This window comes from Thauera sp. 63 (assembly GCF_000310165.2).
GTDB lineage: Bacteria > Pseudomonadota > Gammaproteobacteria > Burkholderiales > Rhodocyclaceae > Thauera > Thauera humireducens.
The window spans coordinates 83,753-110,635 of sequence record NZ_AMXC01000009.1 but is presented as its reverse complement, the minus strand read 5'-3'; the positions used below and the strand labels follow the sequence as shown (position 1 = coordinate 110,635).

The following is a 26,883-nucleotide window of genomic DNA, read 5'->3' as shown; positions in this document are numbered from 1 at the left end:
GGGCTTCCTCCCGGGGCGCGGTCCTGCGGGAAGGTGTCCGCTCGCGCTCGCAGGCCTGCAGGCGGCTTCCCCATATACCGTCAAGATTATTGCCGGCTGATCGAATGCCGGTAATATGGCCGACGCGCCGGCCATCACACAATGGGCAGGGAGATATAACGACAAGTGGCTCCCGGCGCGAAATTCAGGTGAAGACGGCTTTCGAGCCATTGATCAAACAGGGAGGAACAGCCCATGCCTCTGACCATCGGAGTGCTAGCGGAGACTGCTTCCGGCGAACGACGCCTGTCGGTCGTACCGGATGTCGTGAAAAAGTATCTGGGCCTGGGGGCCCGGGTGGTGTTGCAGCAGGGCGCGGGAGTGCCGGCGCACTTTCCGGACGCGGTGTTTGCGGACGTGACGTTTGCCGCGAGCGCGGCCGAGGTGTGCGCGCAGTCGGACGTGGTGTTCTGCGTGCAACCGCCGACCGAGGACGTGATTGCGCAGCTGAAGCCGGGCACCGTGCTGCTGGGCATGCTGCAGCCGTGGGCGAGCGCCGCGCGCGCGCGCCAGCTGGCCGAAGGCCAGGTCACCGCGTTCGCGCTCGAACTCCTGCCGCGCATCTCGCGCGCGCAGAGCATGGATGCGCTGTCCTCGCAGGGCGCGGTGGCGGGCTACGAGTGCGCGCTGATCGCCGCCGACCATAGTCCGAAGTTCTTTCCGATGCTCACCTACGCCGCCGGCACGATCCGCCCGGCCAAGGTGCTGGTGATCGGCTGTGGCGTGGCGGGGTTGCAGACCATCGCCACCGCGCGGCGCATCGGCGCCATGGTCGAGGCCTACGACGTGCGGCCCGAGACGCGCGAGCAGGTCGAGTCGCTGGGCGCCAAGTTCGTCGACACCGGCGTGTCGGCGGCGGGCACGGGCGGCTACGCGCGCGAGCTCACCGACGAGGAGAAGGCCAGGCAGGCCGAGCGCCTGGCCAAGGCCGTCGCGCAGTGCGATGCGCTCATCACCACCGCGGCGATTCCGGGCAAGCCCGCGCCGCGCATCATCACCGCCGAGATGGTGGCGAAGATGAAGCCGGGCGCGGTCGTCGTCGACATGGCGGCCGAGACCGGCGGCAACGTCGAAGGCACGGTGGCGGGCGAGAAGGTCTGGATCCACGACGTGCTCGTGATCGGACCGGTCAACATCCCCAGCCGCATGCCGGTGCATGCGTCGGAGATGTACGCCAAGAACCTGTTCAACTTCATCTCGCCCTTCATCCAGGACGGCGCGCTCGCGCTCGACTGGGACGACGAGGTGATGGCCGGTGCCTGCCTCACGCACGCGGGCGAAGTGCGCCACGCTGGCGTCAAGCAGGTCCTGGGGCTGTAAGGGAGAACGATCATGGAAGGAATTGCAGCGCTGTATATCTTCATGCTGGCCGCGTTCACGGGATACGAAGTGATCTCGCGCGTGCCGGTGATCCTGCACACGCCGCTGATGTCGGGCTCGAACTTCGTGCACGGCGTGGTGCTGGTGGGGGCGATGGTGGTGCTCGGCCACGCCGACCCGGACGATCCGGTGCAGCTTCTCATCGGTTTCGTCGCGGTGTTCCTCGGTGCGGCCAACGCCGCGGGCGGCTACGTCGTCACCGAGCGCATGCTGGCGATGTTCAAGGGTGGCAACAAGAAGGAAGGGGGCGCATAAATGGTCAACGGATTCATTCAGGCGTCCTACTTTGCGGTCGCGGTGGTGTTCATCCTGGGGCTCAAGGCGATGAGCTCGCCGGTCACGGCGAGAAAGGGCATCGTGTGGGCGGGCTACGCGATGGTCGCGGCGACGGTGGTGACCTTCTTCACGCCCGAGCTGAACAACGTCGGGCTGATGGTGCTGGCCATCGTGTCGGGCGGGGCGGTGGCGTGGTGGAGCGGCAAGACGGTGAAGATGACCGACATGCCGCAGATGGTCGCCATCTACAACGGCATGGGCGGCGGGGCGGCGGCGGCGATCGCCGCGCTCGAGTTCGCCCGCGGCGAGGTGCATGGCCCGGTGGTGGCCACGCTGGCGGTGCTCGGCGCGCTGATCGGCTCGGTGGCGTTCTCCGGCTCGTGCATCGCCTACGCCAAGCTGCAGGGCATCATGAAGAACGCCTACCGGCTGCCGCAGCAGAACCTGGTGAACGTCGCGCTCGCCGCGGTCACCGCGCTGCTGGGCCTGGCGATCATCGTGTCGGATGCGCCCGCGTCGGTGCTCATCGTGCTGTTCTTCGTGCTGGCGCTGGCGCTGGGGGTGGTGCTGACCAGCCCGATCGGCGGGGCCGACATGCCGGTGGTGATCTCGCTGCTGAACGCCTTCACCGGACTGGCGGTGGGCTTCGAGGGCTACGTGCTGGGCAACCCGGCGCTGATCGTGGCGGGCATCGTGGTGGGCGCCTCGGGCACGCTGCTCACGCAGCTGATGGCCAAGGCGATGAACCGGCCGATCTCCAACGTCATCTTCACACCGCTGAGCGGCGCGGCCGCGGGCGGCGAAGGCGAGGCGATCGAGGGCACGATGAAGGAGTTCTCCGCGCTCGACGCCGCCTCGGTGATGCGCTACGCGAGCAAGGTCATCATCGTGCCGGGCTACGGCATGGCGGTGGCCGGAGCGCAGCACAAGGTGTGGGAGATGGCGCAGCTGCTCGAAGAGGGCGGCGTGGAGGTCGTCTTCGCGATCCACCCGGTGGCCGGGCGCATGCCGGGCCACATGAACGTGCTGCTGGCCGAGGCCGGGGTGCCCTACGACAAGATCTTCGATCTGGAGGAGATCAACGCCGACTTCCCGCAGGCGGACGTGGCGCTGGTGATCGGGGCGAACGACGTGGTCAATCCGGTGGCACGCACCGACAAGACCAGCCCGATCTACGGCATGCCGATCCTGAACGTGGACATGGCGCAGAACGTGATCGTCGTCAAGCGCGGCAAGGGCGCAGGCTACTCGGGCATCGAGAATGCGCTGTTCTACAAGGACAACTGCCGCATGCTCTACGGCAGCGCGCAGCAGGCCATCGGTGAGGTCATCACCCACGTCAAGGCGCTGGAGGCCTGATCCTGTAACCGCCGGCCGTCAGGCTGGCGGGAAGGGCTCAAGCTTAGGTACGATCGGGCCGTAATCGGAGGCATCTTTCCTCCGGTTGCGGCCCGATGTCATTTCAGCGTGCTCTGATTCTTGTCGCCCTGTTGGGCGCGTCTGCCGTTCAGGCCCAGCAGGGCGGGCAGCCGGCCGCGCCCGCCGCCCGCGATGTGGAGCCGGTCAAGCTGCCTGCCGTCCCAGAGTGGCGCCGGACGGACAATTACCGCTTTCCGGCCATCGGCAGGACGGTCGCAGATATGCAGAACCTGGCGTACGCGATGCAGTTGCGCGATTACTGCGCAGACCGCCGCGTGAGCGACGATTTCGTGCGCGAACAGTTGACGCGCTTCGGCCGCCTGACCGGGCGCGACGAAACCTGCGCCAGCTTGATGGACTACTGAATGGCAGTGCGTAGGCTGCGCACGAAGGCCTGTGCGTCGAGCGGCGGCCCGAACAGCGGTCCCTGCTGCAGGTGGCAGTCGAGTGCACACAGGAAGTCCTGCTGGGCGCGGGTTTCGACGCCGCGTGCAAAGACCTCGAGCCCCAGTGTCGCAGCCATGCCTGCCATCGCCTCCACCACGGCTTCGCATTCCTCGTCACGACCGACACCGCGCACCAGGTCAGGATCGAGCTTCACCGCCTTGAGCGGATAGCGCTTCAGGCGCCGGATGGAAGACATGCCGCGACCGAAGTCGTCGATCGCGAGCCGGACACCCATTGCCGACAGCGTCGTCATTGTCTGCAACAAGGAGGGGCTGTCCGTCTCCAGGATTCGCTCGTCGAGATCGAGCTCCAGGCGGTCGGGGGCGAGATTGCTGTTCTCGAGTACGAGGCGCACGCATTCCGCGAAGTCGCCGTGCAACAGTTGTTCGGTGGCGACGTTCACGGTCAGTCGCGGAGGCTGTCGACCGGCAGGGCCCGCGGGCCACAGGCGGCCATAGCGGCAAGCGGTGTTCAGGACCCAGTCGCCGAGGCGCGCGATCAGCTGCGGGTCGCGGAGTGCACCCTTGAAGCGGCCGAAGGGGATCAGTCCCAGTTCGGGGTGCTGCCAGCGCAGCAAGGCCTCGCCGGCGCACAGTCGCCCGGAGCGGGTCTCGACGAGCGGCTGAAAGTGCAGGGTGAGGTTGCCGTTGTCCAGCGCCGAGCGCAGGCCGGTTTCAAAAGCATCCAGCCCCGACTGCCAGGCGGTGCCCTCGAGCATGCGCGTGCCAGGCAGGGCAGACCGCAGCTGGCTGGATTCGATGTGCGAGGCGAAGTGCTGCGACGTGGGGTCTGCCGCGAGTTGTCCGAGTCGCTGCGGGTGTGTGCCAGCCGGGCTGAGAATGAGGGCGTGCAGGCCTGGACGCAGGCGCGGGGCGCACAACACCTGGAGTTCGCGCGTGCCGCCTTCGGGCAAGGCGACGGTGATCAGGCTGCGGCGCTCGCCCTGGATCAGCAGCCGGGCGCGCACGTCGAGGAAAGCTTCTTCCGTCGGGAACAGCGCGCTGAGCGAGCGGCCGGCAACCTGTCGATAGTCACGTCCGAGCAGGTGGCAGGCGGCACTGTTGGCGTCGAGGATGAACTCGTCGCCGGTGATGATAAGGCCTTCGTCGATGAGTTCGAGCAGCGCGAGATAGACGCCAGCCTCCGCGCCTTCGGAAAGGTCGGGTACGAAGGGTTCGGCAGGGGATGGCGCGCCGGGCGGGCGTCCTGGAATGTTCACGGGCGGCAGGTTCTCGAAGGATGTTCAGGATCTACGGCAACGATCCGAGAATACTTTACGCCACTGTGCCGCCGATGATCGAATAAGCCGCCCCGAATGCCCTATTTCCGGCCCAGGCCTCCAAGCAACACCGCAATGGGGCGTTGCGGGCGACGCAGTGGATCGGGTTTGCCCTGCGCTGCCAGCGTGGGCTGGAGTTCGGGTGGGGGCGCCGAACCGGTTGCTGCGGTGGGTTCGTAAGGCTTGCTGAAGTCGAAGCCGTCTGCCGCGATGGGCGATTTATGCCGCGAGGGGCGCGTACCGACCGGACCCGGCGCACGTCCGCTGCTGGCGCGCGGCGTACGGGGCGACTCCTCGGCCGGGGTGGAGGCCGGCCGCCGGGAACGCGAGCGGCTGCCCGCCTCGAAGAACTCCGGCTCGGGGTCGAAGCCGGGCACGACTTCCTGTGGAATCTCGAGCTTGATCAGCTTCTGGATCTCGGCGAGGCGGTGCTTTTCTTCCGCGCACACGAGCGACACCGCGTTGCCCTGATGGCCGGCCCGGCCGGTACGGCCGATGCGGTGCACATAGTCTTCGGCCGTGTGCGGCAGCTCGAAGTTGATCACATACGGCAGTTCGTCGATGTCGATACCGCGTGCCGCCACGTCGGTGGCGACCAGTACGCGCAGCTTGCCGCTCTTGAAAGCCTCGAGTGTTTCGGTGCGTTGTTGCTGCCCCTTGTCGCCGTGGATGGCGTCGGCGGAGATGCCGTGGCGTTCGAGGAAGTGCGCAAGCCGGCCACAGGCGAGCTTGGTGTCGACGAATACCAGCGCCTGGGTGTCGGGCTGGTGGCGCAGGAGATGCGCCAGCAGGTTGCGCTTCATACCTGATGACACCGGATGCACGCGGTGGGTGATCGTCTCCGACACCATGTTGCGGCGAGCGACCTCGATCAGCTGCGGGTTCTTCAGCATCTGGTCGGCGAGTTTCTTGATCTCGTCGGAGAAGGTGGCCGAGAACAGCAGGCTCTGGCGATTGGCCGGCAGCAAGGCGAGGATGCGCTTGATGTCGGGAATGAAGCCCATGTCGAGCATGCGGTCGGCTTCGTCGAGCACCAGCACTTCGACCTGGGACAGGTTGATCGATTTCTGTTCGACGTGATCCAGCAGGCGGCCCGGTGTGGCGATGACCACCTCGATGCCGCGGCGCAGCTCGGCCTGCTGGGGCTTGATGTCGACCCCGCCATAGACGCAGATCGAGCGCAGCGGCAGATGCTTGCTGTAGGTCTTGACTGACTCGTAGACCTGCATCGCCAGCTCGCGCGTGGGCGCGAGGATCAATGCGCGCGTGGCGTGGCGTGCCGGCGAGGTGCTGGTGTTGGCGTGGCGGGCGATGCGGTGCAGCAGCGGCAGGGTGAAACCGGCCGTCTTGCCCGTGCCCGTCTGGGCGCCGCCCATGACATCGTGGCCGGCAATGACGGTGGGGATGGCCTGGCGCTGGATCGGCGTCGGCTCGGTATAACCGGCGTCGGCGACGGCCTTGAGAAGTTCGGGTATGAGGCCGAGATCGGCGAAACTCATGGGTGCCTTTGGGGTGGACGCGGTCGACAGCCGACCGCCGGATTGCGGAAACCCGGATTATACACAGCACACAAAACCGTTACGGGACAGGGGCTTCGCACATGCCAGCGCTCCCTTCCCCTGTGCGCTCAGCGTTTGAGCGTGAGGAAGGCCGTGACCTCCTCGCGGTCGTGGTACAGGTGCTTGATCCGCAGGTCGAAGGGGCCGACGCTGTTGAGCCGCTTGCGGATCAGCTCGCGGCATTGCTCCACCGCCTCGAGCCGCCGCTTCATCGGCAGCTTGAGGTTGAAGACGGTGTAGCGGCAACGTCCGGTGGCGATCCACTCGGCCATCAGGGAGGCGATGCGCGAGGGCTGTTCGACCATGTCGCACACCATCCAGTCCACCGCGCGCTGAGGGCGCCAGGTGAAGCCGTCGGCCTTCAGGTGCTCCACCATCTCGGTCGCCATCACGCTGTCGCGCAGCGGACCGTTGTCGATGGCAGTGACGCGCAGGCCGCGATGCACCAGCTGCCAGGTCCAGCCGCCCGGGGCCGCGCCCAGGTCGACCGCGCGCTGGCCGGCGCGCAGGATGCTCTCGCGCTCGTTGTCATCGAGCAGGGTCATGAAGGCCTCGGCGAGCTTCATCGTCGAGCGGCTGGGGGCGTTCGAGGGCATGCGCAGGCGCGGGATGCCCATCGGCCACGGCGCGCACTGGTCGCTCTGTCCGGCGGCCAGCCAGGCCGTGGTGGCGTCGGTGAACAGCACGTGCAGCACGGGCAGGCCGGTGCGGCTGCTGCGCAGGCAGCCGGCCTTCTCGAGTGCCTTGGTCAGGGGTTCGGTAAAGCGCTTGCAGAAACCGGAACGCTGCTTGGCTTCATCGGTGTCCGGGGTTTCGAGCACCACGCTGCAGAAGCGTTGTCCCGAGGCCTTTACGGCTTCGACGATGGGGGTGGCGCGATCGCGCTCGGGCAACTCCTCGACGCGTGCGAACCACGGCAGCAGCTGGCGGGCGAAGCAGGGGCGGCGCCAGTCCGTGGCGTTGCCGAAGCTGCCCAGCGGCGTGGGTTCGAAGGTCTCGAAGACGACGTAGCCGGTATCGGGCTGGGCGCGCACGTAGCCGATCAGGCCGGCTTCGGCTGCGAGGTCGTCGAGCTCTCCGGCCAGTTCCTTCTCGAAGCCGGCGCGGCAATAGCCGATCAGGCCCGAGCTCAGCAGGCCGGCGGCGGGGGTGTGTTGATTCATCGGGATGGGGCGCGTGGGCGCGATAGGATGGCGGGGCCCGGTTCGACGGGCGAGGCTGCCGATGATAAGCCGCCGCGACCGCGCAGGCGAGCGCGGATGTGTTCGTCAGCGTGTCGCGGGCTTGGGTGTGTCGTTGGCCGCCGTGCCGTTCGTCGGTGCGGGCGCAGTCCTGGCTTCGCTCGGGACGAGCTTGGACGGCACGATGTCGAGCTTGTGTTCCATCATGTAGTCGTTCATGTCGCGCCATCCGGCGAAGACCGCGGCCTTGTCGGCTGCGGTGTTGAGGGTGTAGCAATCTTCGAGCGAGCGTCCCGAGTGGCGGCATGCGCCGCCGATGGCGCGCCCTTCGGCCTCCTTCGCCGCAGCTTCGCGCGCGGGGTTCGGGAGTTCGAGCAGGTCGGCGAGCATGTCGCAGCCGCCCAGCGCGGGCAGCAGGGCAATGAGGACGATCGCGTGCAGCAACGGCAGGAAGGGCGTGGGGCGCATGGGGTCGGACCGGATGAGGGCTTGAGGGGTATAACGGCAGGGCCGCGGGGATCTTGAAGAGGCGTCCGGCGCGGCGGCGTCGCGGCGCAATCGTCACGGATGTTACAACTGAGACCTCTCAAGGCAAGGCGCCCGCACTATAATCCGCGCGTCCGATTATGGGCGCCTGCCCGACCTCTCTTATCAAGCGGCATCTCCATGAATATTCAGCGTTTCAAGACGGTCGTTGCATCCCTCGCTGCCATCGCGACGGGCTGCGCTCTGGCGCCTGTCGTACAGGCGAGCGCCGAGCAGCAGATCCAGCTCTACCATCGTTTGCCCGAATCGAAGGCCACTGCGGTGAAGGAGCTCGTCGAGCGCTTCAATGCGCAGGCGAAGGGGGTCAAGGTCGTCCTGTCCGATGCGGATTGGCGCAGTGGTTCGCCCCATCTGCTGATCCTCGAGGGCGAGGACGAGGAGAGCTTCGTTGCCGGCAAGCCGCGCTACAAGCCCCTGCATGCGCTGATGAAGGAAGCCAAGGTGCCGCTGCAGACCTTGCGTCCGCCGGCGATGATGACGCGCACGCCCGTCGATGCGAAGGGGCAGTTGCTCGCGCTGCCGGTGGGCCTGTCGACGCCGGTGCTGTTCCTCAACCGCGATGCGCTGCGCAAGGCGGGCGTCAATCCCGATACCGCGCCGGTCGCGACCTGGTTCGAGCTCCAGGAAACGCTCGGCCGACTCGCCGACTCTGGCCATAGCTGCCCCTATACCGTGGCAGAACCGGGGCGCGTCATGGTCGAGAACCTCAGTGCGTGGCATAACGAGCCGGTGGCTGCGGCGCGGGGCAAGACCGTTGCGCCGTCGTTCAACGGTATGTTCCAGGTCAAGCACGTGGCGATGATGGCGAGCTGGGCGCGGGCGCGTTACCTGCACGTGTTCGACCATCGCAGCGAGGCCGAGCGACGCTTTGCAGCCGGTGATTGCGCGGTCATCGCAGCGCCGTCCGAAAGCTGGGTCGATTTCCGTCGCTCGGGCAAGATCGATATCGCGGTCTCGCGCCTGCCTTACCACGAGGATTTCCCGGGGGCGCCGCAGAATACCGTGGCCGACGGTCCGGCGCTGTGGGCGGCCGCCGGCAAGAAGCCCGACGAGTACAAGGCGGTCGCACGTTTCATCGCCTTCTGGCTGCAACCCGAGAACCAGGTGGCCTGGCAGCGCGAGACCGGCTATCTGCCCCTGAACCGGGCCGGCATCCTGGCGTCGCGCAGCGAACTGCTCGGCGATGACCTCGATAACGTCCGCGTCGCGGTCGAGCAGCTCACGAACAAGCCCGCGACGGCCGACTCGGGCGCCCAGCCCGTGGTCGAGCGCGAACGCGTGCGTCGCATTCTCGACGAGGAACTCGCGGGCGTCTGGGCCGACAGCAAGGCCGCCAAGGAGGCTCTGGACAACGCGGTGGCGCGCGCTTCGATCGGCAACTGATTCTCAGGGAGAGCGGGTGCGGCTTGACGGCGGTCGACGCCGGCGCCTACCATCCGCTCTTTTTCCGCCAGCGTGTCCGCCTTGTCCGTCAAGCAGCTTTTCGCGCCGATCGCCGCCGACATGCAGGCGGTGGATGCGGTCATTCGTAACTGCCTCCACTCCGACGTCGTGCTGATCCGTCAGGTGGCGGAGTACATCATCCACAGCGGCGGCAAACGCCTGCGTCCCGCGCTCGTGCTGTTCACGGCGGGGGCCATGGGCTACAAGGGCACGCAGCATCATGAGCTTGCCGCCGTGGTGGAGTTGATCCACACGGCGACGCTGCTGCACGACGACGTCGTCGACGAATCCGACCTGCGTCGCGGCAACAAGACCGCCAACGCCATGTTCGGCAACGCCGCATCGGTGCTGGTGGGCGACTTCCTCTACACGCGTGCGTTCCAGATGATGGTCGACGTGGACAGCATGCACGTGATGCGCGTGCTGGCCGATGCGACCAACGTGATTGCCGAAGGCGAAGTGCTGCAATTGCTCAACTGCCACAACGCCGACGTGGTCATCGACGACTACCTGCGCGTGATTCGCTACAAGACGGCCAAGCTGTTCGAGGCCGCCTCGCGCCTTGGCGGTATCCTGGGTGGTGCGGATGAAGCGCTCGAGGCGCGCCTTGCCGCGTTCGGCATGCACCTCGGCACGGCGTTCCAGCTCATCGACGACGTGCTCGACTACTCTGCCGAGGAGGCCGACACGGGAAAGCATCTGGGTGACGATCTCGCCGAAGGCAAGCCCACACTGCCCCTGATCCACGTCATGCAGCACGGTACGCCCGAGCAGGCCGCACTGGTGCGTGGCGCCATCGAGAATGGCGGTCGTGACGATTTCGCCGCGGTGCTGGCCGCGATCCAGGCCACGGGGGCGCTCGACGAAGCGCGTCGTTACGCCCAGGCGGAAGTGAAACTCGCGATCGACGCGATTTCGATTCTTCCCCCTTCCATTTTCAAGGATGCGCTGCTACAATTATCGGACTTTGCAGTTGCGCGGAATCACTGATATATTAGTGGGCTTCGCGAAGAAGTAAAAAGCGTCGGGGAATAGCTCAGCCTGGTAGAGCACTGCGTTCGGGACGCAGGGGCCGGAGGTTCGAATCCTCTTTCCCCGACCACCAATTCCCGTCAAGAAACCGCCCTCGTGGCGGTTTTTTGTTTTCCGCGCCCTGTTCTCCGTGGGGGCGTGTAGCCAGGCGGCGATGCGCAAGATCATCCACTGCGATTGCGATTGCTTCTACGCCTCGATCGAGATGCGCGACGATCCCTCGCTGGTCGGGCGGCCGATTGCGGTCGGCGGGCGTGCCGAAACGCGCGGCGTGATCGCAACCTGCAACTACGAGGCGCGTGCCTTCGGCGTGCATTCTGCGATGTCTACCGCGCGTGCGCTGCAGTTGTGTCCGCAGCTGGTGCTGCTGCCGCCTGACTTCGAGCGCTACCGTGCGGCGTCGCGTACGATCCTCGACATCTATCGCGACTACACGCCGCTGGTCGAACCGCTGTCGCTGGACGAAGCCTACCTGGACGTAACGGGCATCGATCGCTGCCGGGGATCGGCCACCCTGATGGCGCAGGAGATCCGGGCGCGCATCCAGGCCGAGGTGGGTATCACGGCGTCGGCCGGCATTGCCCCCAGCAAGTTCGTCGCCAAGGTGGCCAGCGACTGGCACAAGCCCAACGGGCAATTCGTCGTACGCCCGGAGGAGGTCGACGCCTTCGTTGCCGCGCTGCCGGTGAAGAAGATCTTTGGCGTCGGCAAGGTCACCGCAGCCAAGCTTCGTCGCAGGGGCGTGGAGACTTGTGCCGACCTGCGGGCATGGAGCCTGGCGGAATTGACGCAGGCATTCGGCAGCTTTGGCGCGAGCCTGTACCGTCTGTGCCGCGGCATCGATGACCGGCCGGTGAAGCCGGACCGCATCCGCAAGTCACTGTCCGTCGAAACCACCTACGCGAGCGACCTGGCCGATCTTGCGGCCTGCCAGGCGGCGCTGCCGGCCCTGATCGCCGAGTTTCGCGTCCGGTTCGAGCGGGCACGCGAGACGCGGCCGGTGCACAAGGCCGTCGTCAAGGTCAAGTTCGCCGATTTCACTCAGACGACGGCAGAGTGTGTCGCTGCAATGCCCGATGATGCGGTGTGGGGCGCACTGCTCGACGAGGCGCACGCACGCCGGGGCCGGCCCGTGCGGCTGCTCGGGGTGGGTGTGCGCTTCGTCGAGGATGAGGACGGCGTGGGCGGGCAGGAGGCGCAGATGCCGCTGTTCGATGCCCTGCCGGACGAGGCGTGCGGCGGACCGTAGCGCTGCCCGGGCTGGTCAGCTCAGGCCGTCTTCAGGCGTTCTTGCGCTTCTGCCACAGCACGTCGCCACGGCCGCCGGCGCGGTTGAGCACGCGGCCAAGCACGAACAGCAGGTCGGACAGCCGGTTCAGGTACTGACGCGGGGCATCGTTGACCGCCTCTTCCAGTGCCAGTGCCACCAGCGCGCGCTCGGCGCGGCGGCACACGGTGCGGGCGTGATGGGCATAGGCTGCGGCGCGGGTGCCGCCGGGCAGGATGAAATCCTTCAGCGGCTCGAGGTCTTCGTTGAAGCGATCGAGTTCGTTCTCGAGGTGGGTCACCTGCTTCTCGGTGATCATGCTCATACCCGGGATGCAGACTTCGCCGCCGAGGTCGAACAGATCGTGCTGCACGTCGGTGAGCAGCGTGCGCACGTCCTCGGGCAAGTCCTCGCACAGCAGCAGGCCGACGATGGCGTTGGTCTCGTCGACCTCGCCCAGTGCGTGGATGCGCAGGCTGTTCTTGGAGACGCGCTTGCCGTCGCCCAGGCCGGTGGTGCCGGCGTCGCCGGTGCGGGTGTAGATCTTCGAGAGGCGATTACCCATGGTGTGCTCGTGTCCCGTTCGTAGGTTGACGTGAACGTCAATTATAGGCGAAGCCCGTCGTGGCGCGGGGCGGCAAATGACGCGCTTAAGCTCATGATAAACTTGCGCATTCGCCTGCAGCGCGGGCCAATCGTCCAGAAAACACGTAAACTTCCATGAAATCCGCCGAAATCCGCGACGCCTTCCTCAAGTTCTTCGAGTCCAAGGGTCACCAGATCGTTGCCTCCAGCTCGCTGGTGCCGCACGAGGACCCCACGCTGCTGTTCACCAACGCCGGGATGAACCAGTTCAAGGACGTGTTCCTCGGCTTCGACAAGCGTGCCTACACGCGTGCCACCACCTCGCAGAAGTGCGTGCGCGCCGGTGGCAAGCACAACGATCTCGAGAACGTCGGCTACACCGCGCGGCATCACACCTTCTTCGAGATGCTGGGCAACTTCAGTTTCGGTGACTACTTCAAGCGCGACGCGATCTCGTACGCCTGGGAACTGCTCACCGAAGTCTTCAAGCTGCCCAAGGAAAAGTTGTGGGTCACGGTGTATGCCGAGGATGACGAGGCCTACGACATCTGGACCAAGGAAGTCGGCGTGCCGGCGAAGCGCGTGATCCGCATCGGCGACAACAAGGGCGCGCGCTACGCCTCGGACAACTTCTGGATGATGGGCGACACCGGTCCCTGCGGTCCGTGCACCGAGATCTTCTACGACCACGGTGAGCACATCTGGGGCGGTCCCCCCGGATCGCCCGAGGAAGACGGCGACCGCTACATCGAGATCTGGAACAACGTGTTCATGCAGTTCAACCGCGACGAGCAGGGCGTGATGCATCCGCTGCCCAAGCCCTCGGTGGACACCGGCATGGGGCTGGAGCGCATCTCGGCGGTGTTGCAGGGCGTGCACGCCAACTACGAGATCGACCTGTTCCAGGCGCTGATCAAGGCGGCCGCGCGCGAGACCTCCGGTGCCGACATGGACTCTCCGTCGCTGAAGGTGCTGGCCGACCACATCCGTGCCTGTTCCTTCCTGATCGCCGACGGCGTGATCCCGGGCAACGAGGGCCGCGGCTACGTGCTGCGCCGCATCATCCGCCGCGCCATCCGCCACGGCTACAAGCTCGGCGCGCGTGCAGCCTTCTTCCACAAGATGGTGCCGGACCTCGTGGCCGAGATGGGCAGCGCCTATCCCGAGCTGAAGGATGGCGAGCGCCGCATCATGGACGTGCTGCGCCAGGAGGAAGAGCGCTTCTTCGCCACCATCGAGAACGGCATGGCGATCGTCGAGGCCGAGCTCGCTGCGATGGAAACGGCCGGCAAGAGGGTCTTCGACGGCGATACCGCCTTCAAGCTGCACGACACCTACGGGTTCCCGCTCGACCTCACCGCCGACATCTGTCGCGAGCGCGAGGTGACGGTGGATGCCGCGGCCTTCGATGCGGCGATGGCGCGCCAGAAGGAGCAGGCGCGTGCCGCCGGCAAGTTCAAGATGGCGGCCAACCTCGAGTACGAAGGCCCGGAGACCACCTTCCACGGTTACACGCTGCTGGAGGAGAAGGGCAACATCCTCGCGCTGTACAAGGACGGTGCGGCGGTCAACGAACTGCTCGAGGGCGAGATGGGCGTGGTCGTGCTCGACCACACGCCGTTCTATGCCGAGTCCGGCGGCCAGGTCGGCGACCGCGGCGAGCTGCGTGGCGCGGCCGGCATCTTCGGCGTGGAGGACACACAGAAGATCCAGGCCGCGGTCTTCGGCCACCACGGCGTGGTGCGCACCGGCAAGCTGGCCGTTGGCCAGGGCGTGCTCGCCCGGGTCGATGTCGCCGCCCGTGCCGCCACCGCGCGCAACCACTCGGTCACCCACCTCATGCACAAGGCCCTGCGCGAGGTGCTCGGCGCCCATGTGCAGCAGAAGGGCTCGCTGGTCGATCCGGACAAGACCCGCTTCGACTTCGCGCACCCCGCGCCGATGACGGCCGAGGAGATCCGCGAGGTCGAGGAGATCGTCAACCGCGAGATCCTCGCCAACTCGGCGACGCAGGCCGAGGTCATGGCGCTGGAGGCGGCGCAGAAGTCCGGCGCGATGATGCTGTTTGGCGAGAAGTACGCCGACGAGGTGCGCGTGCTGTCGATCGGTACGTCGAAGGAACTGTGCGGCGGCACCCACGTCTCCCGCACCGGCGACATCGGTCTGTTCAAGATCATCGGCGAGGGCGGTGTCGCTGCCGGCATTCGCCGCGTCGAGGCGATCACCGGCGAAAACGCCCTGCGCTACGCCCAGGAGCAGGAGCGCCGCGTGCAGGGGATGTCGGCGCTGCTCAAGGTCCAGCCCGACGAGGTCGCCGAGCGCGTCGCCGGCATTCTCGACAACGTGCGCGCGCTGGAGAAGGAACTCGCCCGCCTCAAGGCCAAGCTTGCTGCCAGCCAGGGCGACGAACTGGTGAGCCAGGCGGTGGAGGTCGGCGGGATCAAGGTGCTCGCTGCGGTGCTCGAAGGCGCCGACGTGCCGACCCTGCGCGATACCATGGACAAGCTCAAGGACAAGCTCAAGTCCGCCGCGATCGTGCTGGCGAGCGTGCGCGAAGGCAAGGTCAGCCTGATCGCCGGCGTCACCGCCGACCAGACGGCCAAGGTCAAGGCGGGTGAGCTGGTCAACTTCGTCGCCCTCCAGGTCGGCGGCAAGGGCGGCGGTCGGCCGGACATGGCGCAGGCGGGCGGTACCCAGCCCGAGAACCTGCCGGCAGCGCTGGAGGCGGTGCAGGGCTGGGTCGCTGCGAAGCTCTGATCCGGCGATCTCGCTTGAAGCAAAAAGGCCGCAGGGATGCGGCCTTTTTTTGGTTCTTCGCGCGATGCTGGGTTGCAGTTCAGGCGGTTTCGGCGTCCATCTCGCGGTCGAACTCGTAGATCAGATCGTCCGCCAGGTCGTCGAGTTCGGCGAGCGTCAGGCTGAGGTACTGGGCCACCGGCGCCCTTGCCTTGCTCCAGTCGGTGTCGTTGCGTGTGCGCAGGTGGGTGCTGGCCACGTGCTCGCCGATCGCATTGATTGCCACCAGCGTGCGGGCGTCGTCGCCGAGATCGTTCAGACCGTCGAAGATCGAGTAGTCATGGTGGCACAGGATGCCGAGGCTCACGGCGTCGTTCAGGCCCCAGGTTCGTGCCAGGAAATACCCGACGATGGCGTGATTGGTGCCGAGCGCCTGGTCCTCCACGTCGGTGAACCAGCCCTCCGTGCAGGTGTTCGCCTGGCCGAGCACCGCCTTGTAGCCGTCGAAACGCTGGATCAGCAGCGGCATGCCGCAGTCGTGGAACAGGCCGAAGGTGTAGGCCGTTTCAGGTCGTGCTGCGCCGGTGCTGCGGGCCAGCCGCGCGTTGGCTGCGGCGGTGATGCGTGAGGTATCCCAGAAGCGCTCGAGCGAGACGTCCTCGACGGCGATCGCGCTGCGCAGCAGGGCTTCCTGCACGAGGTTGGTCACGGTGCCGAAACCCAGCAGGCGGGCCGCATCGGCCACCGATGCAATGCGTTTGCCGCGACTGAACAGGGGGGAGTTGGCCGAGCGTACGACCAGCGAGGCGATGCCCACGTCCTCGCCGATGAGGGTTGCGATGCGACGGTCGCTCGCGTCCGGGTTGTTCAGCTCGTCCATGATCTGGACGAGCACCGCCGGGCAGGCCGGAATATTGACGCCCTTCAGCGCGTGTTCGAGCGCCCCGAGATTGAGACTGTTCGTCTTGTACGACATTTTTCTTGTTCTTCCCTCGCCACACAGAGCACTCATGATGAAGCTGCGGGCGATGGCCGGCAAGCCTTGTCGCGTTGCACTGCGGAAATATTCCTCGCGGGTGCGTGTTGTCGGCGGCGGCAGGCCCTTGCGGGCCACCGCGGACGTTCAGAAGGGTAGGTCGAGCCCGGGCCACACGCCGTTGATCGCAGTGCGGAATGCGGACTGGATCCGGGTCAGTGCGTCCGCATCGTCTGCCTCGAAGCGCAGCACGACGACCGGCGTCGTGTTGGACGGACGGGCCAGGCCGAAGCCGTCGGCGTACTCGATGCGCACGCCGTCGAGGGTGATCACCGCTTGTGCGCCGTCGAACCGCGCCGATGCTTTCAGGCGCTTCACGAGTTCGAAGGGCTCGCCTTCGTTCATCTTCAGGTTCAGCTCCGGCGTGCTGACGGCGTTGGGCAGCGCCTTCAGGGCGGCATTGGCGTCAGGACGTGCGGACAGGATCTCGAGCAGGCGGGCGCCCGAATACAGGCCGTCGTCGAAACCGAACCAGCGTTCCTTGAAGAACATGTGGCCGCTCATTTCGCCGGCCAGCGGGGCGCCGGTCTCCTTGAGCTTTGCCTTCACCAGTGCATGCCCGGTGTTCCACATCGTCGGCTTGCCGCCGCGCGCGCGGATCCAGGGCGCCAGGTTGCGCGTGCATTTGACGTCGAAGATGATCTCGCCGCCCGGTACGCGCGACAGCACGTCTTCGGCGAACAGCATCAGCTGGCGGTCGGGGTAGATGATCTCACCGTCCTTGGTCACGACGCCGAGACGGTCGCCGTCGCCATCGAAGGCCAGCCCGAGTTCGGCGTCGGTTTCGCGCAGCATGCGGATCACGTCCTGCAGGTTCTCGGGCTTGGACGGGTCGGGGTGGTGGTTGGGGAAGCGGCCGTCGACGTCGCAGAACAGTTCGACGACCTCGCAGCCGAGGCGGCGGAAGAGTTCGGGGGCAATGCCGCCGGCAACGCCGTTGCCGCAATCGACGACGATCTTCATCGGGCGTGCGAGCTTGACGTCGCCGGCGATGCGCTCGATGTAGGCGGCGCATACGTCCGCGGTGCGCACTTCGCCCGCGCCATGGGCGAGGTCGTCCTCCGCGATGCGGCGGCGCAGATCCTGGATCATGTCGCCGAACAGGGTCTGGCCGCCCAGGACCATCTTGAGGCCGTTGTAGTCGGGCGGGTTGTGGCTGCCGGTGACGGATACGCAGGAATCGCAGCCGAGCTCGTGCGCGGCGAAATAGGTGAGCGGCGTGGGCACGCAGCCGATGTCGACGACGTCGACGCCCGCGGCGCGGATGCCGTCTGCCAGCGCGGTGGCAAGTGCGGGGCCCGACAGGCGTCCGTCACGGCCCACGGCGATTGCCGTCTGCTTCCGCGCCCGGGCTTCGGAGCCGAGTGAGTGGCCGATTGCGCGGACGGCATCGGGCGTCAGGACGGTGTCGACGATGCCGCGGATGTCATAGGCCTTGAAGATCTCGGGGGCGGGCGTGGCGTAGCGTGGTGTGCTCATCGGGCGGCTGCGTGGCGGAAACGAAAAGCGCGATTCTATGCCGAGTGGCGGTCATTCGTTCGCTTGCCGGGCCCGCATCAGCCAAACACGTGCGCGGGCATCGCCTGGCGTGCGCCAGCCGTCCGGCTCTCAGCGCAGCGTGTCGAAGTGGGCCAGCAGGCGCTGGCCGAGCCAGTCCTGCGTTCCCGGCCAGTCGCCGCCAAGGAAGCCGACGTGGCCGCCGCCCGCCGGACATTCGAAAGTGACTGTTGCGGGCAGGGTCAGCACATCGGGCAGGGCCTTGGCCGGCACGAAGGGGTCGTTGGCCGCGTTCAGGACCAGCGTGGGGCAGCGGATGCCGCGCAGCCAGGGGCGCGCCGAGGCGCGGCGCCAGTAGTCGCCGACGTCGGCGAAACCATGCGCGGGCGCGGTGTACGCGTCGTCGAAGGTTTCGAGGCTGCGCGCCTGGGCGATGCGTGGGGCATCGAAGCGGCCCGGGTGTTCCGCGCACTTGGCCAAGGCCTTCGTCTTCAGCGTTGCCAGGAAGTGCCAGGTATAGACGAGGTTGAAGCCGCGCCCGAGTGCGGCGCCGGAGAGGGTCAGGTCGAGGGGCGCGCACACGCTGGCTGCAGCGGTGACAAGTTCTGCCGCCTCGTGTTCGCGTTCGCCCAGCCATTTCAGCAGGGCGTTGCCACCGAGCGAGACGCCCGCGGCGAACAGCGCAGCTCCATCCGCAGCAACACGAAGGCGGCGGAGGATCCAGTCGATCTCCTCGCTGTCGCCCGAGTGGTAGGCGCGTGCGAGACGGTTCGGACTGCCGCCGCAGCCGCGGAAATGCACCACCACGCCGCGCCACCGACGCGCCGCGACGGCGGACATCAGCGTGCGTGCGTAATGCGAACGGCTCGAGCCTTCGAGGCCGTGGAGCAGGACGACGAGCGGCGCCTGTGCTTCGCCCGCCGGAAGCCAGTCGAGTTCGATGAAGTCGCCGTCCGGCGTGTTCCAGCGCTCGCGCCGGTAGGGCGGTAGCGGCCCTTTGCGGGCGACCGGCCAGATGGTCTGCACATGGCCGCCGGGTAGCCACCACGGAGCGCGATACGCGGCGACGCGAGTCATCCTTCAGTGCACCACGCGCGGTGACAGGTCGCCGAAGTCGGCGGCATCGGGCACTGGAGAGGCATGGTGCATGACCATCCGCCAGCCCAGTGCGCCACGGATGTAAACATTGGTGGCCGCGATCAACGGTGAGCGCGCCGTGGCGCCCGCGACGCGGATGTTCTCGAACACGCTATGTACCGCCACCATCGCGTTGCCGCTGACCACGGCTTCGCTGACGTCGACCTGCAGGTGGGCGCCGCCGGACAGCATCTGCCGCCAGGCCTCACGCACGGCCTGCAGGCCGACGATGCGGGGGCCGCCCGGATGGATGCAGGCGATCTCGTCGTCCTCGGACCACACCGACATCATGGCGTCGAAGTCGGCGCGGGCGAGCGCGTCGTAGAACGCGGCTTCGGCGTCCGCCGCGGAGGTGTAGATCGGTTTCTTGATGCTCATGGTCCGGCTGGAAAAGACCGGGGGCCGAATACCGCGGTATTGGCCCCCGTGTTGATCGTTCGTCAGCGTTCCGTCGGTTCCGGCCCGTCGGTCAGTGATGGCCCTTCGGGCGCTCGCCGGTGAAGACGTAGTGTGCGCTGCAATACGGGCATACCGCTTCGCCCGTTTTCAGCACGTCCAGGAAGACGCGCGGGTGGCGTGCCCACAGCGGCGCGCCGGGCGGCGGACAGTGCAGGGGTAGATCCTTGGCGCTGATGGCGACGGCCTGGGTCTTGTCGGTGTTCTCAACCATGACGCAAATCCTCTGGACGGGAAATCAGACGTAGGCGAGCCAGTGCTCGTATTCCGGGGCGCGGCCATTGACCACGTCGAAGAAACGCGCCTGAAGCTTGGTCGTGACCGGACCGCGCTTGCCTTCGCCGATGATGCGGTCGTCGAGTTCGCGGATCGGGGTGACTTCGGCTGCGGTGCCGGTGAAGAAGGCTTCGTCAGCGAGGTAGATGTCGTCGCGGGTGAGACGCTTGGATTGCACTTCCAGGCCGAATTCGCGGGCGATGGTGATGATCGAGTCGCGCGTGATGCCGGTGAGCGCCGAGGCGATCTCGGGTTCGTAGATCTTGCCGTCCTTGATGATGAACAGGTTCTCGCCCGCACCTTCGGCGACGAAGCCCTGGTTGTCGAGCAGCAGCGCCTCGTCGTAGCCCATCTTGGTCACTTCTAGGTTGGCGAGGATGGAGTTCGGGTAGGTCGCTGCCAGCTTGGCGCGCGGCATCGTCGAGTTGACGTGGTGGCGGGTGTAGGACGAGGTCTTGACGCGGATGCCCTTCTCCAGGCCTTCCTCGCCGAGGTAGGCGCCCCACGGCCAGGCAGCGATGGCGACATGCACGGTCGCGCCGCGGGTGGAAATGCCCATCTTCTCCGAGCCGTAGAAGGCCAGCGGACGCAGGTAGCAGGACTCGAGCTTGTTGGCGCGCACGACCTCCTTCTGCGCCTCCATGAGTTCATCCTTCGAGTAGGGGATGTCCATCATGTAGATCTTGCCGGAGTTGATCAGGCGCTGGGTGTGCTCGGCCAGGCGGAAGATTGCCGTGCCCTTGGCGGTGTTGTACGCGCGTACGCCTTCGAAGACGGCCAGACCGTAGTGCAGGGAGTGGGTCAGCACGTGCGTGGTCGCTTCGCGCCACGGAACGAGCTTGCCGTCTTGCCAGATGAAACCGTCGCGATCAGCCATGGACATGATTGGGTTCTCCACCTCAGGAAGTTGATTCGGCAGCCCGCGTCCGGCGGGCGTAACCTGCGGATTCTAGCGCAAAGGCAGGGTCTGCGAACGCCGCTTTGCTGGCGCGGAAGCCTTGCTGCGGTGGGGAAAGGCGCTGTCGCGCGCTAGAATGCACGGCTGGAATCAAAGGAGTGCGAATTGAGCGATCGCGAGTGGAAGCCCAACGTCACCGTTGCCGCAGTCATCGAGCGTGAGGGCCGTTTCCTGCTGGTCGAGGAGCATACGCCCGAAGGCTTGCGCTTCAATCAGCCGGCCGGCCACCTCGAGCCGGGGGAGTCCCTGCTCGAGGCGACGGTGCGCGAGGCGCTCGAGGAGACCGCGCACCGCTTCTTGCCCGAGTACCTGGTCGGCATCTACCAGTGGACGCGTCCGCAGGGCGACATCACCTACCTGCGCTTCGCCTACGGTGGCCGTATCGAGGGCGCGGAGCCGGGCCGCAAGCTCGACGACGGCATCGTCCGGGCGGTGTGGATGACGATCGACGAGGTGCGTGCGACGGCCGACCGCCATCGCAGTCCGCTGATCCTGCAGTGCATCGAGGACTGGCTCGCCGGGCAGCGTCACCCGTTGTCGCTGGTGCGGCACTACTGATCCTGCGGAGCGATGATCCGTCTGCTCCTGGTCGTGCTGCTCGGTACACCGCTGCTCTCACAGGCGATGACGCTGCGCGGCGATGCGGGGAATACGGACGAGGGCCGGGTCAGCATCTGCTACAACTACGGCTGCAAGCAGCAGGGGGAGGTGCGCTACGCTGCCAGCACGCTGGCCCGGCTCGGGCACCGCCTGGCCAGCGCGCGCAGTGCCGCCGAGGAGCGTGATTCGATTGCCGAGGTGCTGGGGCGGCTGTACCGGGTGGCCGCGACGCAGACTCCCGTGGGCGCGGATCGCAGCGGCAACTTCCTCGATGGGGGCGTACATGGGCGCATGGATTGCATCGACCACTCGACCTCGACCACGCGCCTGCTGCAATTGCTCGAAGCGCGAGGCGGGCTGCGTTTCCACCGTGTGGTGGAACCGGCGCGGCGCACGAGCGTGATCTTCCAGCACTTCAGTGCGGTGATCGAGGAACTGTCGCTGGCCGAGCGCCTCGAGCGTCTGCCACCGGGCGAGGCCCTGGCCGGATGCAACTGCACCGAGGACGGACTGGTGATCGAAGGGCCGGACGGCGCGGAAGCGGCCCGGCCCGGCGAACGTTATGCGGTCGACAGCTGGTTCGTCGACAATGGCGAGCCGGCGGTCGTGCTGCCGCTTGCCGAATGGCTCAATGGAGGGGGACCGAATGTCCAGTAAGTACGGGATTCAGGAAGGAAATGGCATGAAGGTCGTGGTCGGCATGTCCGGCGGCGTGGACTCCTCGGTGACGGCCCTGCTGCTCAAGCAGCAGGGCTACGCGGTCACCGGCCTGTTCATGAAGAACTGGGAGGACGACGACGATTCGGACTACTGCTCGACGCGCCAGGATCTGGTCGATGTCGCCTCGGTGTGCGACGTCATCGGCATCGACCTCGAAGTGGTCAATTTCAGCGCGGAGTACAAGGACCGCGTGTTCGCCGACTTCCTGCGCGAATACGAGGCCGGCCGCACGCCGAACCCCGACATCCTGTGCAACTCCGAGATCAAGTTCCGCTGCTTCCTCGATCACGCCATGCAGCTCGGCGCCGAGCGCATCGCCACCGGTCACTACGCCCAGGTGCGCGAGTGGACCAACGACGGCCGCACCGAGTACCAGCTGCTCAAGGCCGAGGACGGCACCAAGGACCAGAGCTACTTCCTCTACCGCCTCAACCAGGCGCAGCTGGCGAAGACGCTGTTTCCGCTCGGTGCGCTGTACAAACGCGAGGTGCGCAAGATCGCCGAGCAGGCCGGCCTGCACGTCGCAGCCAAGAAGGACTCGACGGGGATCTGCTTCATCGGCGAGCGCCCGTTCCGCGAGTTCCTGATGCGCTACCTGCCGACGAAGCCGGGCGAGATCCGTTCGCTCGACGACGAGCGCGTGCTGGGCGAGCATCAGGGCCTGATGTATCACACCATCGGCCAGCGCAAGGGCCTGCACATCGGCGGCCTCAAGGGCAACCAGGACGAGGCGGGCGAACACGACGCCTGGTACGTGGCGAAGAAGGACATCAAGGCCAATGTGCTGTACGTGGTCCAGGGCCACGACCACCCGGCCCTGTTGCGCGACCGTCTGGTGGCGACCGACCTCAACTGGATCGCGGGCCGCGACCCGCACACCAACTGGGTGTATACGGCCAAGCCGCGCTATCGCACGCCCGACCAGCCGTGCGAGATCGACCGCATCGCGGACGGCAGGGCCGAGATCGCCTTCGCCCAGCCGCAATGGGCGCTCACGCCGGGGCAGAGCGTCGTGGTCTATGAATCCAAGGTCTGCCTGGGCGGCGGCATCATCGTCTGAGCTCCGCCGGCACGCCGGTCTTCCTAGTAGGGCAGCTGGCCGGCCAGCGGGGGCTGGCCCTGCAGGCGGGCGCGGGCGGCGAAGGTTTCCATGCGCTCGATGAACTCACGCGTGCTCTTGGGCATCGGCACGCGGGCGCGGGTGATGAAGGTGACGAGGTCGCGCCCCTGCAGCAACAGGCGCTGGCCGTCGGCGGCGAGTTGCTGATCCGCGGCATTCACGCTGTGCGAGAGTTGGGGCGCGAAGGCGGCGAGCTCTTCGGATGCGACGACGAAGTCCGACCACACGTCGAAGATGTCCGGGTCGGTACGCAGGGTCTCGCACTTGACCTTGGCAGCTGTCGTGAAATGGGCGATCAGTCGCTGGATGCCGTCGTACATCGGAATGGCCCCGAGGGTCGAGGACATGACGGCGCCCAGTCGGTCGATGTCGCGCAGTGTCTGGGCGATCTTGATGTAGCGACTGTCGTAGAAGGCCTCGACCGGAATCGAGAAGGCGCGGAAGGGTTCGCCCCACAACTCGTCGATGCCTTCCTCGCCGCTGCGGTGCAGGACCAGGCGTCCGAGGTTGAGTGCCTCCTGCAGGCAGAAGCCGCACTCGCGCATCAGCGCGTTGTCGGTGTCGATCTCGATGCCGAGTTCCTGCAACTCCACCAGCTTGGTGAAGATGTCGGTGGCGCGATTGAATAGCGCACCCGCCAGCATCGCGCCCTTGACGCGCTTGCGCGCGGGATCCTGTTCGGCCTCGTAGGCGCGCCGCGTGTCGTCCAGACGTTTGCCGGGGATGTTGATGCCGTGCTCGACGTGATTGAACAGCCGGCGCGTCAGCGCCTGGATGAGCTGCTTCTTCGCCTTCAGGGAGTCGGCCGGCGGATCGTAGACCTTGATCCAGTAGCCGTCGTAGTACACACGACGCATGCCGTCGATGATGGCCACCGTCCCTTCGGCGATGGGCGGGTTTATGTCCGTCTCGACTTTCATTGCGTCCGGAACCGTTCCAGTGTGCTGGCCGCGACCGTCAGGTGCTGCTGACGGGGCGGTTGTCGGCGTGGGCCGAAAGGCGGCGGGTCGCCAGGGTGCGACGACGCTTGGCGATCACCTTGAAGCGCCAGAACGCCTGTGCGCCCAGGTAGCCGATGAGGGCGCCGGAAACGGCCATGATCGCCATGCCCAGCAGCAAGGGCTGCCCGATGCCGGTGATCCAGGTCCAGGCCTGGCTGAGCGAATCCAGTACCGCGAAAGGGGCTTCCGCCGTCTGGGCCTCGACCGCGGCCGGTACCGGCGCACCGATGATGTGCGCACCCAGCCGATAGGCGAAGTAGTAGAGCGGGCCGTAGGTGAAGGGGTTGCTGACCAGCGTCGAGACCGCGGCGATCCACAGGTTGCCACGCAACAGCAGCGACGCGATGGCGGCGGCGGGAATCTGCGCCACCGGGATCATCAGCCCGAAGAAGGCGCCGACCGCTACACCGCGCGCCACGGCGCGGCGGTTAATGTGCCACAGCAGCGGGTCGTGGATGCGCGGTCCGAGCCAGCGCAGCAGGCGACTCTGCTTGATGGTGTCGTGCGAAGGCAGGAAGCGTCCGAGCATGGTCCGGTCCGGGGCGAATGCGGCATCTTACGCAATGCGGAGGAAAGAACAAGCTCCCCGCCCGAGGGAGCTTGGACCGTCGGTTTCCGTCTTGCAAGTGGATGATTCTCGGCCAGTTCGACCGCATCCGCCGTGAGGAATTCACCACCTGGACAACAATCCCTCCGCGCCCTGTGACGGGGAGGGCGCCATCACGCCTCAGAGCAACTCGGAGGGGATCACGGCCCGCAAGACCGTCTGGGTTTCGTCGTCCCTGACCCGGTTGGTGAACCACCACAGCGCCCCCTTCTTGATCGTCCAGTCCGCTTCCTCGCCGGATAGCAGCAGGGCAGCGAGACGGCCGAGCGCCGGCTGGTGGCCGACGACGAGCGCGGCACCGCTGGCGTCCGGCCAGCCCGTGGCCGCCAGGATGTCGGCCACGCTGCCGTCGGGGGCGAGGCTGCTGACGATCTCGAAGTCGTCGGCGAAGGCGCTGGCCGTCTGCCGGGTGCGCAAGGTCGGGCTCACCAGCACGCGCAGGTGCTTGGGCTTGTTCTCCGTCAGCCAGGCGGCCATGCGCCTGGCCTGCTTGTGGCCGCGCTGGGTGAGCTCCCGGGCGTGGTCGGGGCTGCCGTCGACCGCTTCGGCGTGGCGCCAGAGCAGGAGATCCATTCGCTTCTCCGTTGAATCAGGGGCCCGCATCATGCGTCCTGACTGTTGCAGGGGCATGACGTCGCTGCCTTGCGCTGAGGTCGTGCTCACCATGGCGCCTTGCCCCACAGCAGCGGCTCGCAGTCATGCAGCACGCGCCGCCGCAGCCGTGCGTAGCGGGGAGCGTGCCAGCCCAGCACGAAGGCTGCTGCCGCCTGCAGCGACGGGTCGGTCTGGCTCCAGGCCCGCAGCCGCCCGCGCGCGATGTCGACGTCCTGCAGGAAACCCAGTGTGCCCTGCGCCCGCACCAGACCTTCCTGATAACGCGCAACGGCTTTGTGGGGGAACAGCGGGGCGAAGAACTCGATGCCGTAGCGCAACTGCTTGAAGCCGATGCGCAGGACGTGCAGGCGCGTCGGCTCGAGCGTGCTGGCCGCATCGAACTGACGGCGCGCGCGCTTGCGCAGCCGTGCCATGCGCAGCCGGGCGAAAGTGCGCAGATCGGCCGCGGCGACGAGGCTGCCGCCGGGAAGCTGCAGCAGTTCGGCGCTGAGTTCGAGCAGGAGCCGCCCTTGCATGGCCGTGTCGAGGGCCTGTGCGGCGGCGTGGCGGGCGTGCTCGCGCGCACGCGCGACCGTTTGCAGCAGGCCGGCGTACGAGGCCTCGTCGGCGAGTCCCTCGGCGATGACGGGTTCGAGCAGCTCGGTGTAGAACACGTCGAGGTCGCGGGCGTCGCCGAAGCGGTTGGCATTGTCCCGCAGGCGCGCGTTCCACTGGCCGGCGAACTCGGCAGGCAGCGCAGGTGCAAAAAGCTTGATCAGGGCCCGCAGGCGGCGCAGTGCGACGCGCAACTGATGGATGAAGTCCGGAGGAATCGCGTCCGCGTCATCGATCGACAGTGCCGCTGCGGCGTTGGCCTGCCACTGGCGTACGCAGGCGAAGGCGAGGCTGCGAAAGGCTTCGACCACGTTCTGCCCGGCTTCGAGCGTCGATGGCTCGGCGCGTGCGGCTTCGAGCGGTGTGCCGAGGAACAGGCGGTAGCCGCGTTCCGCCTTGGAAATGTCGGCCGGCATCAGCGGCAGGGTCTGTGCAAGTTCGCAGGCGAGAGCGAAGAGATCGGCCGGCTGTCCCTGTTCCAGCTCGAGCTCCAGCTCGCAGATCGGCGCCTGTCGCGCGATGCCGTCGGGCGTGGTCACGCTCACCTCGCCCTGGTCGATCATCAGCAGGATGCTGACGCCTTCGCGCGGGCTCAGGCGACGCGTTTCACGGCGAAAGCGGGTGGTGAATACCGGCACCAAGGCGTCGGCATGGCGCGCGAGCAGTTTGGCGGCCTCAGGCACGTCCACCTGCGAGAAATCGAAACTGCCCGAGTAGGGCTGCTCCCATTCGGGGCGCTGCGACAGGCCGCCGCTCGACACCGCGGCGCACTTCACCGTCTGCAGCCAGATGCGTCCCTGGCGGCGGGTGCGCAGCGCGACCTTGCGCGCCTTGAGCTGGAGTTCGGGTGTGTCGTAATACGTGTTGTCGAGGGTGACGGCATTGCCGAGCTTCTCGGCGCCGGCCAGCAGGGGATGGCGGCGCAGCGCAGGCAGCGCGGATCTTGGCAGTGCGAGCTTCAGCTCGATTTCGTGGCTCATGACGCTTTTCCCCCGGCAGGGGACTCGATGGAGGGCGGCTTGATTCTAGTCGCCCGCTTCCGGCGCGTCATGCACGGCTTGATGACAGCCCGGGGCC

26 protein-coding genes and 1 tRNA gene are annotated in these 26,883 nt (G+C 66.9%); 12 read left to right on the top strand and 15 right to left on the bottom strand.

Annotated features, from left to right (window positions below):
* Nucleotides 1-234: 234 nt before the first annotated feature.
* The 4 genes from C664_RS10295 to C664_RS10280 all read left to right on the top strand — a co-directional run bounded on the left by C664_RS10295 (nucleotide 235) and on the right by C664_RS10280 (nucleotide 3,479).
* The gene (locus C664_RS10295) at nucleotides 235-1,359 is read left to right on the top strand and encodes an NAD(P) transhydrogenase subunit alpha (RefSeq protein ID WP_004259028.1); all 1,125 of its coding nucleotides are present in this window, start codon (nucleotides 235-237) and stop codon (nucleotides 1,357-1,359) included.
* Between the two features lie 12 nt (nucleotides 1,360-1,371).
* Nucleotides 1,372-1,674, top strand: coding sequence for an NAD(P) transhydrogenase subunit alpha (locus C664_RS10290; RefSeq protein ID WP_004259024.1), 303 nt, complete (start codon nucleotides 1,372-1,374; stop codon nucleotides 1,672-1,674).
* The gene (locus C664_RS10285; protein WP_004259022.1) at nucleotides 1,675-3,054 is read left to right on the top strand and encodes an NAD(P)(+) transhydrogenase (Re/Si-specific) subunit beta; all 1,380 of its coding nucleotides are present in this window, start codon (nucleotides 1,675-1,677) and stop codon (nucleotides 3,052-3,054) included.
* A gap of 95 nt (nucleotides 3,055-3,149) precedes the next feature.
* Complete coding sequence (locus C664_RS10280; protein ID WP_004259020.1) at nucleotides 3,150-3,479, top strand: hypothetical protein; 330 nt, start codon at nucleotides 3,150-3,152, stop codon at nucleotides 3,477-3,479.
* On the opposite strand, the gene C664_RS10275 is transcribed toward C664_RS10280, so the two are convergent.
* The 4 genes from C664_RS10275 to C664_RS10260 form a co-directional block, all read right to left on the bottom strand.
* Complete coding sequence (locus C664_RS10275; protein WP_004259017.1) at nucleotides 3,473-4,780, bottom strand: EAL domain-containing protein; 1,308 nt, start codon at nucleotides 4,778-4,780, stop codon at nucleotides 3,473-3,475. The two genes, C664_RS10280 and C664_RS10275, sit on opposite strands and share 7 nt — an antisense overlap.
* 101 nt (nucleotides 4,781-4,881) lie before the next feature.
* Nucleotides 4,882-6,339 carry a DEAD/DEAH box helicase gene (locus C664_RS10270; RefSeq protein WP_004259014.1) on the bottom strand — a complete coding sequence of 486 codons (1,458 nt, stop codon included), beginning with the start codon at nucleotides 6,337-6,339 and terminating at the stop codon, nucleotides 4,882-4,884.
* A gap of 128 nt (nucleotides 6,340-6,467) precedes the next feature.
* Nucleotides 6,468-7,562 carry a 23S rRNA (cytidine(2498)-2'-O)-methyltransferase RlmM gene (gene rlmM / locus C664_RS10265; protein WP_004259011.1) on the bottom strand — a complete coding sequence of 365 codons (1,095 nt, stop codon included), beginning with the start codon at nucleotides 7,560-7,562 and terminating at the stop codon, nucleotides 6,468-6,470.
* Nucleotides 7,563-7,667: 105 nt separating this feature from the next.
* Nucleotides 7,668-8,048, bottom strand: a complete 381-nt coding sequence (locus tag C664_RS10260) for a hypothetical protein (protein WP_004259009.1) — start codon at nucleotides 8,046-8,048, stop codon at nucleotides 7,668-7,670.
* A gap of 198 nt (nucleotides 8,049-8,246) precedes the next feature.
* Here C664_RS10260 and C664_RS10255 point away from each other — a divergent pair, with 198 nt between their 5' ends.
* From C664_RS10255 to dinB, 4 genes are all read left to right on the top strand, one after another.
* Nucleotides 8,247-9,509, top strand: coding sequence for an extracellular solute-binding protein (locus tag C664_RS10255; protein ID WP_004259006.1), 1,263 nt, complete (start codon nucleotides 8,247-8,249; stop codon nucleotides 9,507-9,509).
* Nucleotides 9,510-9,590: 81 nt separating this feature from the next.
* Nucleotides 9,591-10,559: a polyprenyl synthetase family protein gene (locus tag C664_RS10250; protein WP_004259003.1), complete on the top strand. Its 969-nt coding sequence runs from the start codon at nucleotides 9,591-9,593 to the stop codon at nucleotides 10,557-10,559.
* 35 nt (nucleotides 10,560-10,594) lie between these two features.
* A tRNA-Pro gene (locus tag C664_RS10245) sits at nucleotides 10,595-10,671 on the top strand.
* 84 nt (nucleotides 10,672-10,755) lie between these two features.
* A complete protein-coding gene (gene dinB, locus C664_RS10240) occupies nucleotides 10,756-11,850 on the top strand; it encodes a DNA polymerase IV (RefSeq protein WP_004259000.1) in 1,095 nt (364 codons plus the stop codon).
* Nucleotides 11,851-11,881: 31 nt separating this feature from the next.
* Here the strand turns inward: dinB and C664_RS10235 are convergent, their stop codons facing one another.
* Complete coding sequence (locus C664_RS10235; RefSeq protein WP_004258996.1) at nucleotides 11,882-12,433, bottom strand: cob(I)yrinic acid a,c-diamide adenosyltransferase; 552 nt, start codon at nucleotides 12,431-12,433, stop codon at nucleotides 11,882-11,884.
* A gap of 155 nt (nucleotides 12,434-12,588) precedes the next feature.
* Between C664_RS10235 and alaS the strand changes: the two genes are divergently transcribed.
* Nucleotides 12,589-15,210, top strand: coding sequence for an alanine--tRNA ligase (alaS, locus tag C664_RS10230; protein ID WP_004258991.1), 2,622 nt, complete (start codon nucleotides 12,589-12,591; stop codon nucleotides 15,208-15,210).
* Nucleotides 15,211-15,289: 79 nt separating this feature from the next.
* Here alaS and C664_RS10225 read toward each other — a convergent pair whose 3' ends face one another.
* From C664_RS10225 to C664_RS10200, 6 genes are all read right to left on the bottom strand, one after another.
* Complete coding sequence (locus C664_RS10225; RefSeq protein WP_004258988.1) at nucleotides 15,290-16,165, bottom strand: HDOD domain-containing protein; 876 nt, start codon at nucleotides 16,163-16,165, stop codon at nucleotides 15,290-15,292.
* 147 nt (nucleotides 16,166-16,312) lie between these two features.
* Complete coding sequence (locus C664_RS10220; protein WP_004258987.1) at nucleotides 16,313-17,704, bottom strand: phosphomannomutase/phosphoglucomutase; 1,392 nt, start codon at nucleotides 17,702-17,704, stop codon at nucleotides 16,313-16,315.
* A 129-nt stretch (nucleotides 17,705-17,833) separates the two neighbouring features.
* Nucleotides 17,834-18,799, bottom strand: a complete 966-nt coding sequence (locus C664_RS10215) for a YheT family hydrolase (RefSeq protein WP_038011479.1) — start codon at nucleotides 18,797-18,799, stop codon at nucleotides 17,834-17,836.
* A gap of 3 nt (nucleotides 18,800-18,802) precedes the next feature.
* Complete coding sequence (locus tag C664_RS10210) at nucleotides 18,803-19,237, bottom strand: YybH family protein (protein ID WP_004258983.1); 435 nt, start codon at nucleotides 19,235-19,237, stop codon at nucleotides 18,803-18,805.
* 91 nt (nucleotides 19,238-19,328) lie between these two features.
* The gene (locus tag C664_RS10205; RefSeq protein ID WP_004258980.1) at nucleotides 19,329-19,529 is read right to left on the bottom strand and encodes a zinc-finger domain-containing protein; all 201 of its coding nucleotides are present in this window, start codon (nucleotides 19,527-19,529) and stop codon (nucleotides 19,329-19,331) included.
* 24 nt (nucleotides 19,530-19,553) lie between these two features.
* Nucleotides 19,554-20,474 (bottom strand): branched-chain amino acid transaminase, encoded by a 921-nt coding sequence (locus tag C664_RS10200; RefSeq protein ID WP_004258977.1) that lies wholly within the window; start codon nucleotides 20,472-20,474, stop codon nucleotides 19,554-19,556.
* Nucleotides 20,475-20,654: 180 nt separating this feature from the next.
* Here C664_RS10200 and C664_RS10195 point away from each other — a divergent pair, with 180 nt between their 5' ends.
* Genes C664_RS10195 through mnmA form a run of 3 tightly spaced genes read left to right on the top strand, consistent with a single transcriptional unit; the run spans nucleotide 20,655 to nucleotide 22,929 of the window.
* A complete protein-coding gene (locus C664_RS10195; RefSeq protein ID WP_004258973.1) occupies nucleotides 20,655-21,107 on the top strand; it encodes an NUDIX hydrolase in 453 nt (150 codons plus the stop codon).
* A gap of 12 nt (nucleotides 21,108-21,119) precedes the next feature.
* The gene (locus C664_RS10190) at nucleotides 21,120-21,806 is read left to right on the top strand and encodes a hypothetical protein (protein WP_004258970.1); all 687 of its coding nucleotides are present in this window, start codon (nucleotides 21,120-21,122) and stop codon (nucleotides 21,804-21,806) included.
* The gene (mnmA, locus tag C664_RS10185) at nucleotides 21,796-22,929 is read left to right on the top strand and encodes a tRNA 2-thiouridine(34) synthase MnmA (protein WP_156480745.1); all 1,134 of its coding nucleotides are present in this window, start codon (nucleotides 21,796-21,798) and stop codon (nucleotides 22,927-22,929) included. The genes C664_RS10190 and mnmA overlap by 11 nt, the downstream gene beginning before the upstream one ends.
* Before the next feature lie 23 nt (nucleotides 22,930-22,952).
* Here mnmA and C664_RS10180 read toward each other — a convergent pair whose 3' ends face one another.
* The 4 genes from C664_RS10180 to C664_RS10165 all read right to left on the bottom strand — a co-directional run bounded on the left by C664_RS10180 (nucleotide 22,953) and on the right by C664_RS10165 (nucleotide 26,786).
* The gene (locus C664_RS10180) at nucleotides 22,953-23,909 is read right to left on the bottom strand and encodes a hypothetical protein (protein ID WP_004258962.1); all 957 of its coding nucleotides are present in this window, start codon (nucleotides 23,907-23,909) and stop codon (nucleotides 22,953-22,955) included.
* A 37-nt stretch (nucleotides 23,910-23,946) separates the two neighbouring features.
* The gene (locus C664_RS10175; RefSeq protein ID WP_004258959.1) at nucleotides 23,947-24,519 is read right to left on the bottom strand and encodes a DUF2062 domain-containing protein; all 573 of its coding nucleotides are present in this window, start codon (nucleotides 24,517-24,519) and stop codon (nucleotides 23,947-23,949) included.
* A gap of 198 nt (nucleotides 24,520-24,717) precedes the next feature.
* Nucleotides 24,718-25,170, bottom strand: coding sequence for a phosphohistidine phosphatase SixA (gene sixA, locus C664_RS10170; RefSeq protein ID WP_004258957.1), 453 nt, complete (start codon nucleotides 25,168-25,170; stop codon nucleotides 24,718-24,720).
* Nucleotides 25,171-25,256: 86 nt separating this feature from the next.
* Nucleotides 25,257-26,786: a CYTH and CHAD domain-containing protein gene (locus C664_RS10165; protein WP_004258954.1), complete on the bottom strand. Its 1,530-nt coding sequence runs from the start codon at nucleotides 26,784-26,786 to the stop codon at nucleotides 25,257-25,259.
* Nucleotides 26,787-26,883: the final 97 nt, after the last annotated feature.

Excerpts from the sequence above, each read along its gene's own strand:
- C664_RS10295 (WP_004259028.1), top strand. The coding sequence starts at position 235 with ATGCCTCTGACCATCGGAGTGCTAGCGGAGACTGCTTCCGGCGAACGA.
- C664_RS10290 (WP_004259024.1), top strand. The coding sequence starts at position 1,372 with ATGGAAGGAATTGCAGCGCTGTATATCTTCATGCTGGCCGCGTTCACG.
- C664_RS10285 (WP_004259022.1), top strand. The coding sequence starts at position 1,675 with ATGGTCAACGGATTCATTCAGGCGTCCTACTTTGCGGTCGCGGTGGTG.
- C664_RS10280 (WP_004259020.1), top strand. The coding sequence starts at position 3,150 with ATGTCATTTCAGCGTGCTCTGATTCTTGTCGCCCTGTTGGGCGCGTCT.
- C664_RS10270 (WP_004259014.1), bottom strand. The coding sequence starts at position 6,339 with ATGAGTTTCGCCGATCTCGGCCTCATACCCGAACTTCTCAAGGCCGTC.
- rlmM (WP_004259011.1), bottom strand. The coding sequence starts at position 7,562 with ATGAATCAACACACCCCCGCCGCCGGCCTGCTGAGCTCGGGCCTGATC.
- C664_RS10260 (WP_004259009.1), bottom strand. The coding sequence starts at position 8,048 with ATGCGCCCCACGCCCTTCCTGCCGTTGCTGCACGCGATCGTCCTCATT.
- C664_RS10255 (WP_004259006.1), top strand. The coding sequence starts at position 8,247 with ATGAATATTCAGCGTTTCAAGACGGTCGTTGCATCCCTCGCTGCCATC.
- dinB (WP_004259000.1), top strand. The coding sequence starts at position 10,756 with ATGCGCAAGATCATCCACTGCGATTGCGATTGCTTCTACGCCTCGATC.
- C664_RS10235 (WP_004258996.1), bottom strand. The coding sequence starts at position 12,433 with ATGGGTAATCGCCTCTCGAAGATCTACACCCGCACCGGCGACGCCGGC.
- alaS (WP_004258991.1), top strand. The coding sequence starts at position 12,589 with ATGAAATCCGCCGAAATCCGCGACGCCTTCCTCAAGTTCTTCGAGTCC.
- C664_RS10225 (WP_004258988.1), bottom strand. The coding sequence starts at position 16,165 with ATGTCGTACAAGACGAACAGTCTCAATCTCGGGGCGCTCGAACACGCG.
- C664_RS10220 (WP_004258987.1), bottom strand. The coding sequence starts at position 17,704 with ATGAGCACACCACGCTACGCCACGCCCGCCCCCGAGATCTTCAAGGCC.
- C664_RS10215 (WP_038011479.1), bottom strand. The coding sequence starts at position 18,799 with ATGACTCGCGTCGCCGCGTATCGCGCTCCGTGGTGGCTACCCGGCGGC.
- C664_RS10210 (WP_004258983.1), bottom strand. The coding sequence starts at position 19,237 with ATGAGCATCAAGAAACCGATCTACACCTCCGCGGCGGACGCCGAAGCC.
- C664_RS10205 (WP_004258980.1), bottom strand. The coding sequence starts at position 19,529 with ATGGTTGAGAACACCGACAAGACCCAGGCCGTCGCCATCAGCGCCAAG.
- C664_RS10200 (WP_004258977.1), bottom strand. The coding sequence starts at position 20,474 with ATGTCCATGGCTGATCGCGACGGTTTCATCTGGCAAGACGGCAAGCTC.
- C664_RS10190 (WP_004258970.1), top strand. The coding sequence starts at position 21,120 with ATGATCCGTCTGCTCCTGGTCGTGCTGCTCGGTACACCGCTGCTCTCA.
- mnmA (WP_156480745.1), top strand. The coding sequence starts at position 21,796 with ATGTCCAGTAAGTACGGGATTCAGGAAGGAAATGGCATGAAGGTCGTG.
- C664_RS10180 (WP_004258962.1), bottom strand. The coding sequence starts at position 23,909 with ATGAAAGTCGAGACGGACATAAACCCGCCCATCGCCGAAGGGACGGTG.
- C664_RS10175 (WP_004258959.1), bottom strand. The coding sequence starts at position 24,519 with ATGCTCGGACGCTTCCTGCCTTCGCACGACACCATCAAGCAGAGTCGC.
- sixA (WP_004258957.1), bottom strand. The coding sequence starts at position 25,170 with ATGGATCTCCTGCTCTGGCGCCACGCCGAAGCGGTCGACGGCAGCCCC.
- C664_RS10165 (WP_004258954.1), bottom strand. The coding sequence starts at position 26,786 with ATGAGCCACGAAATCGAGCTGAAGCTCGCACTGCCAAGATCCGCGCTG.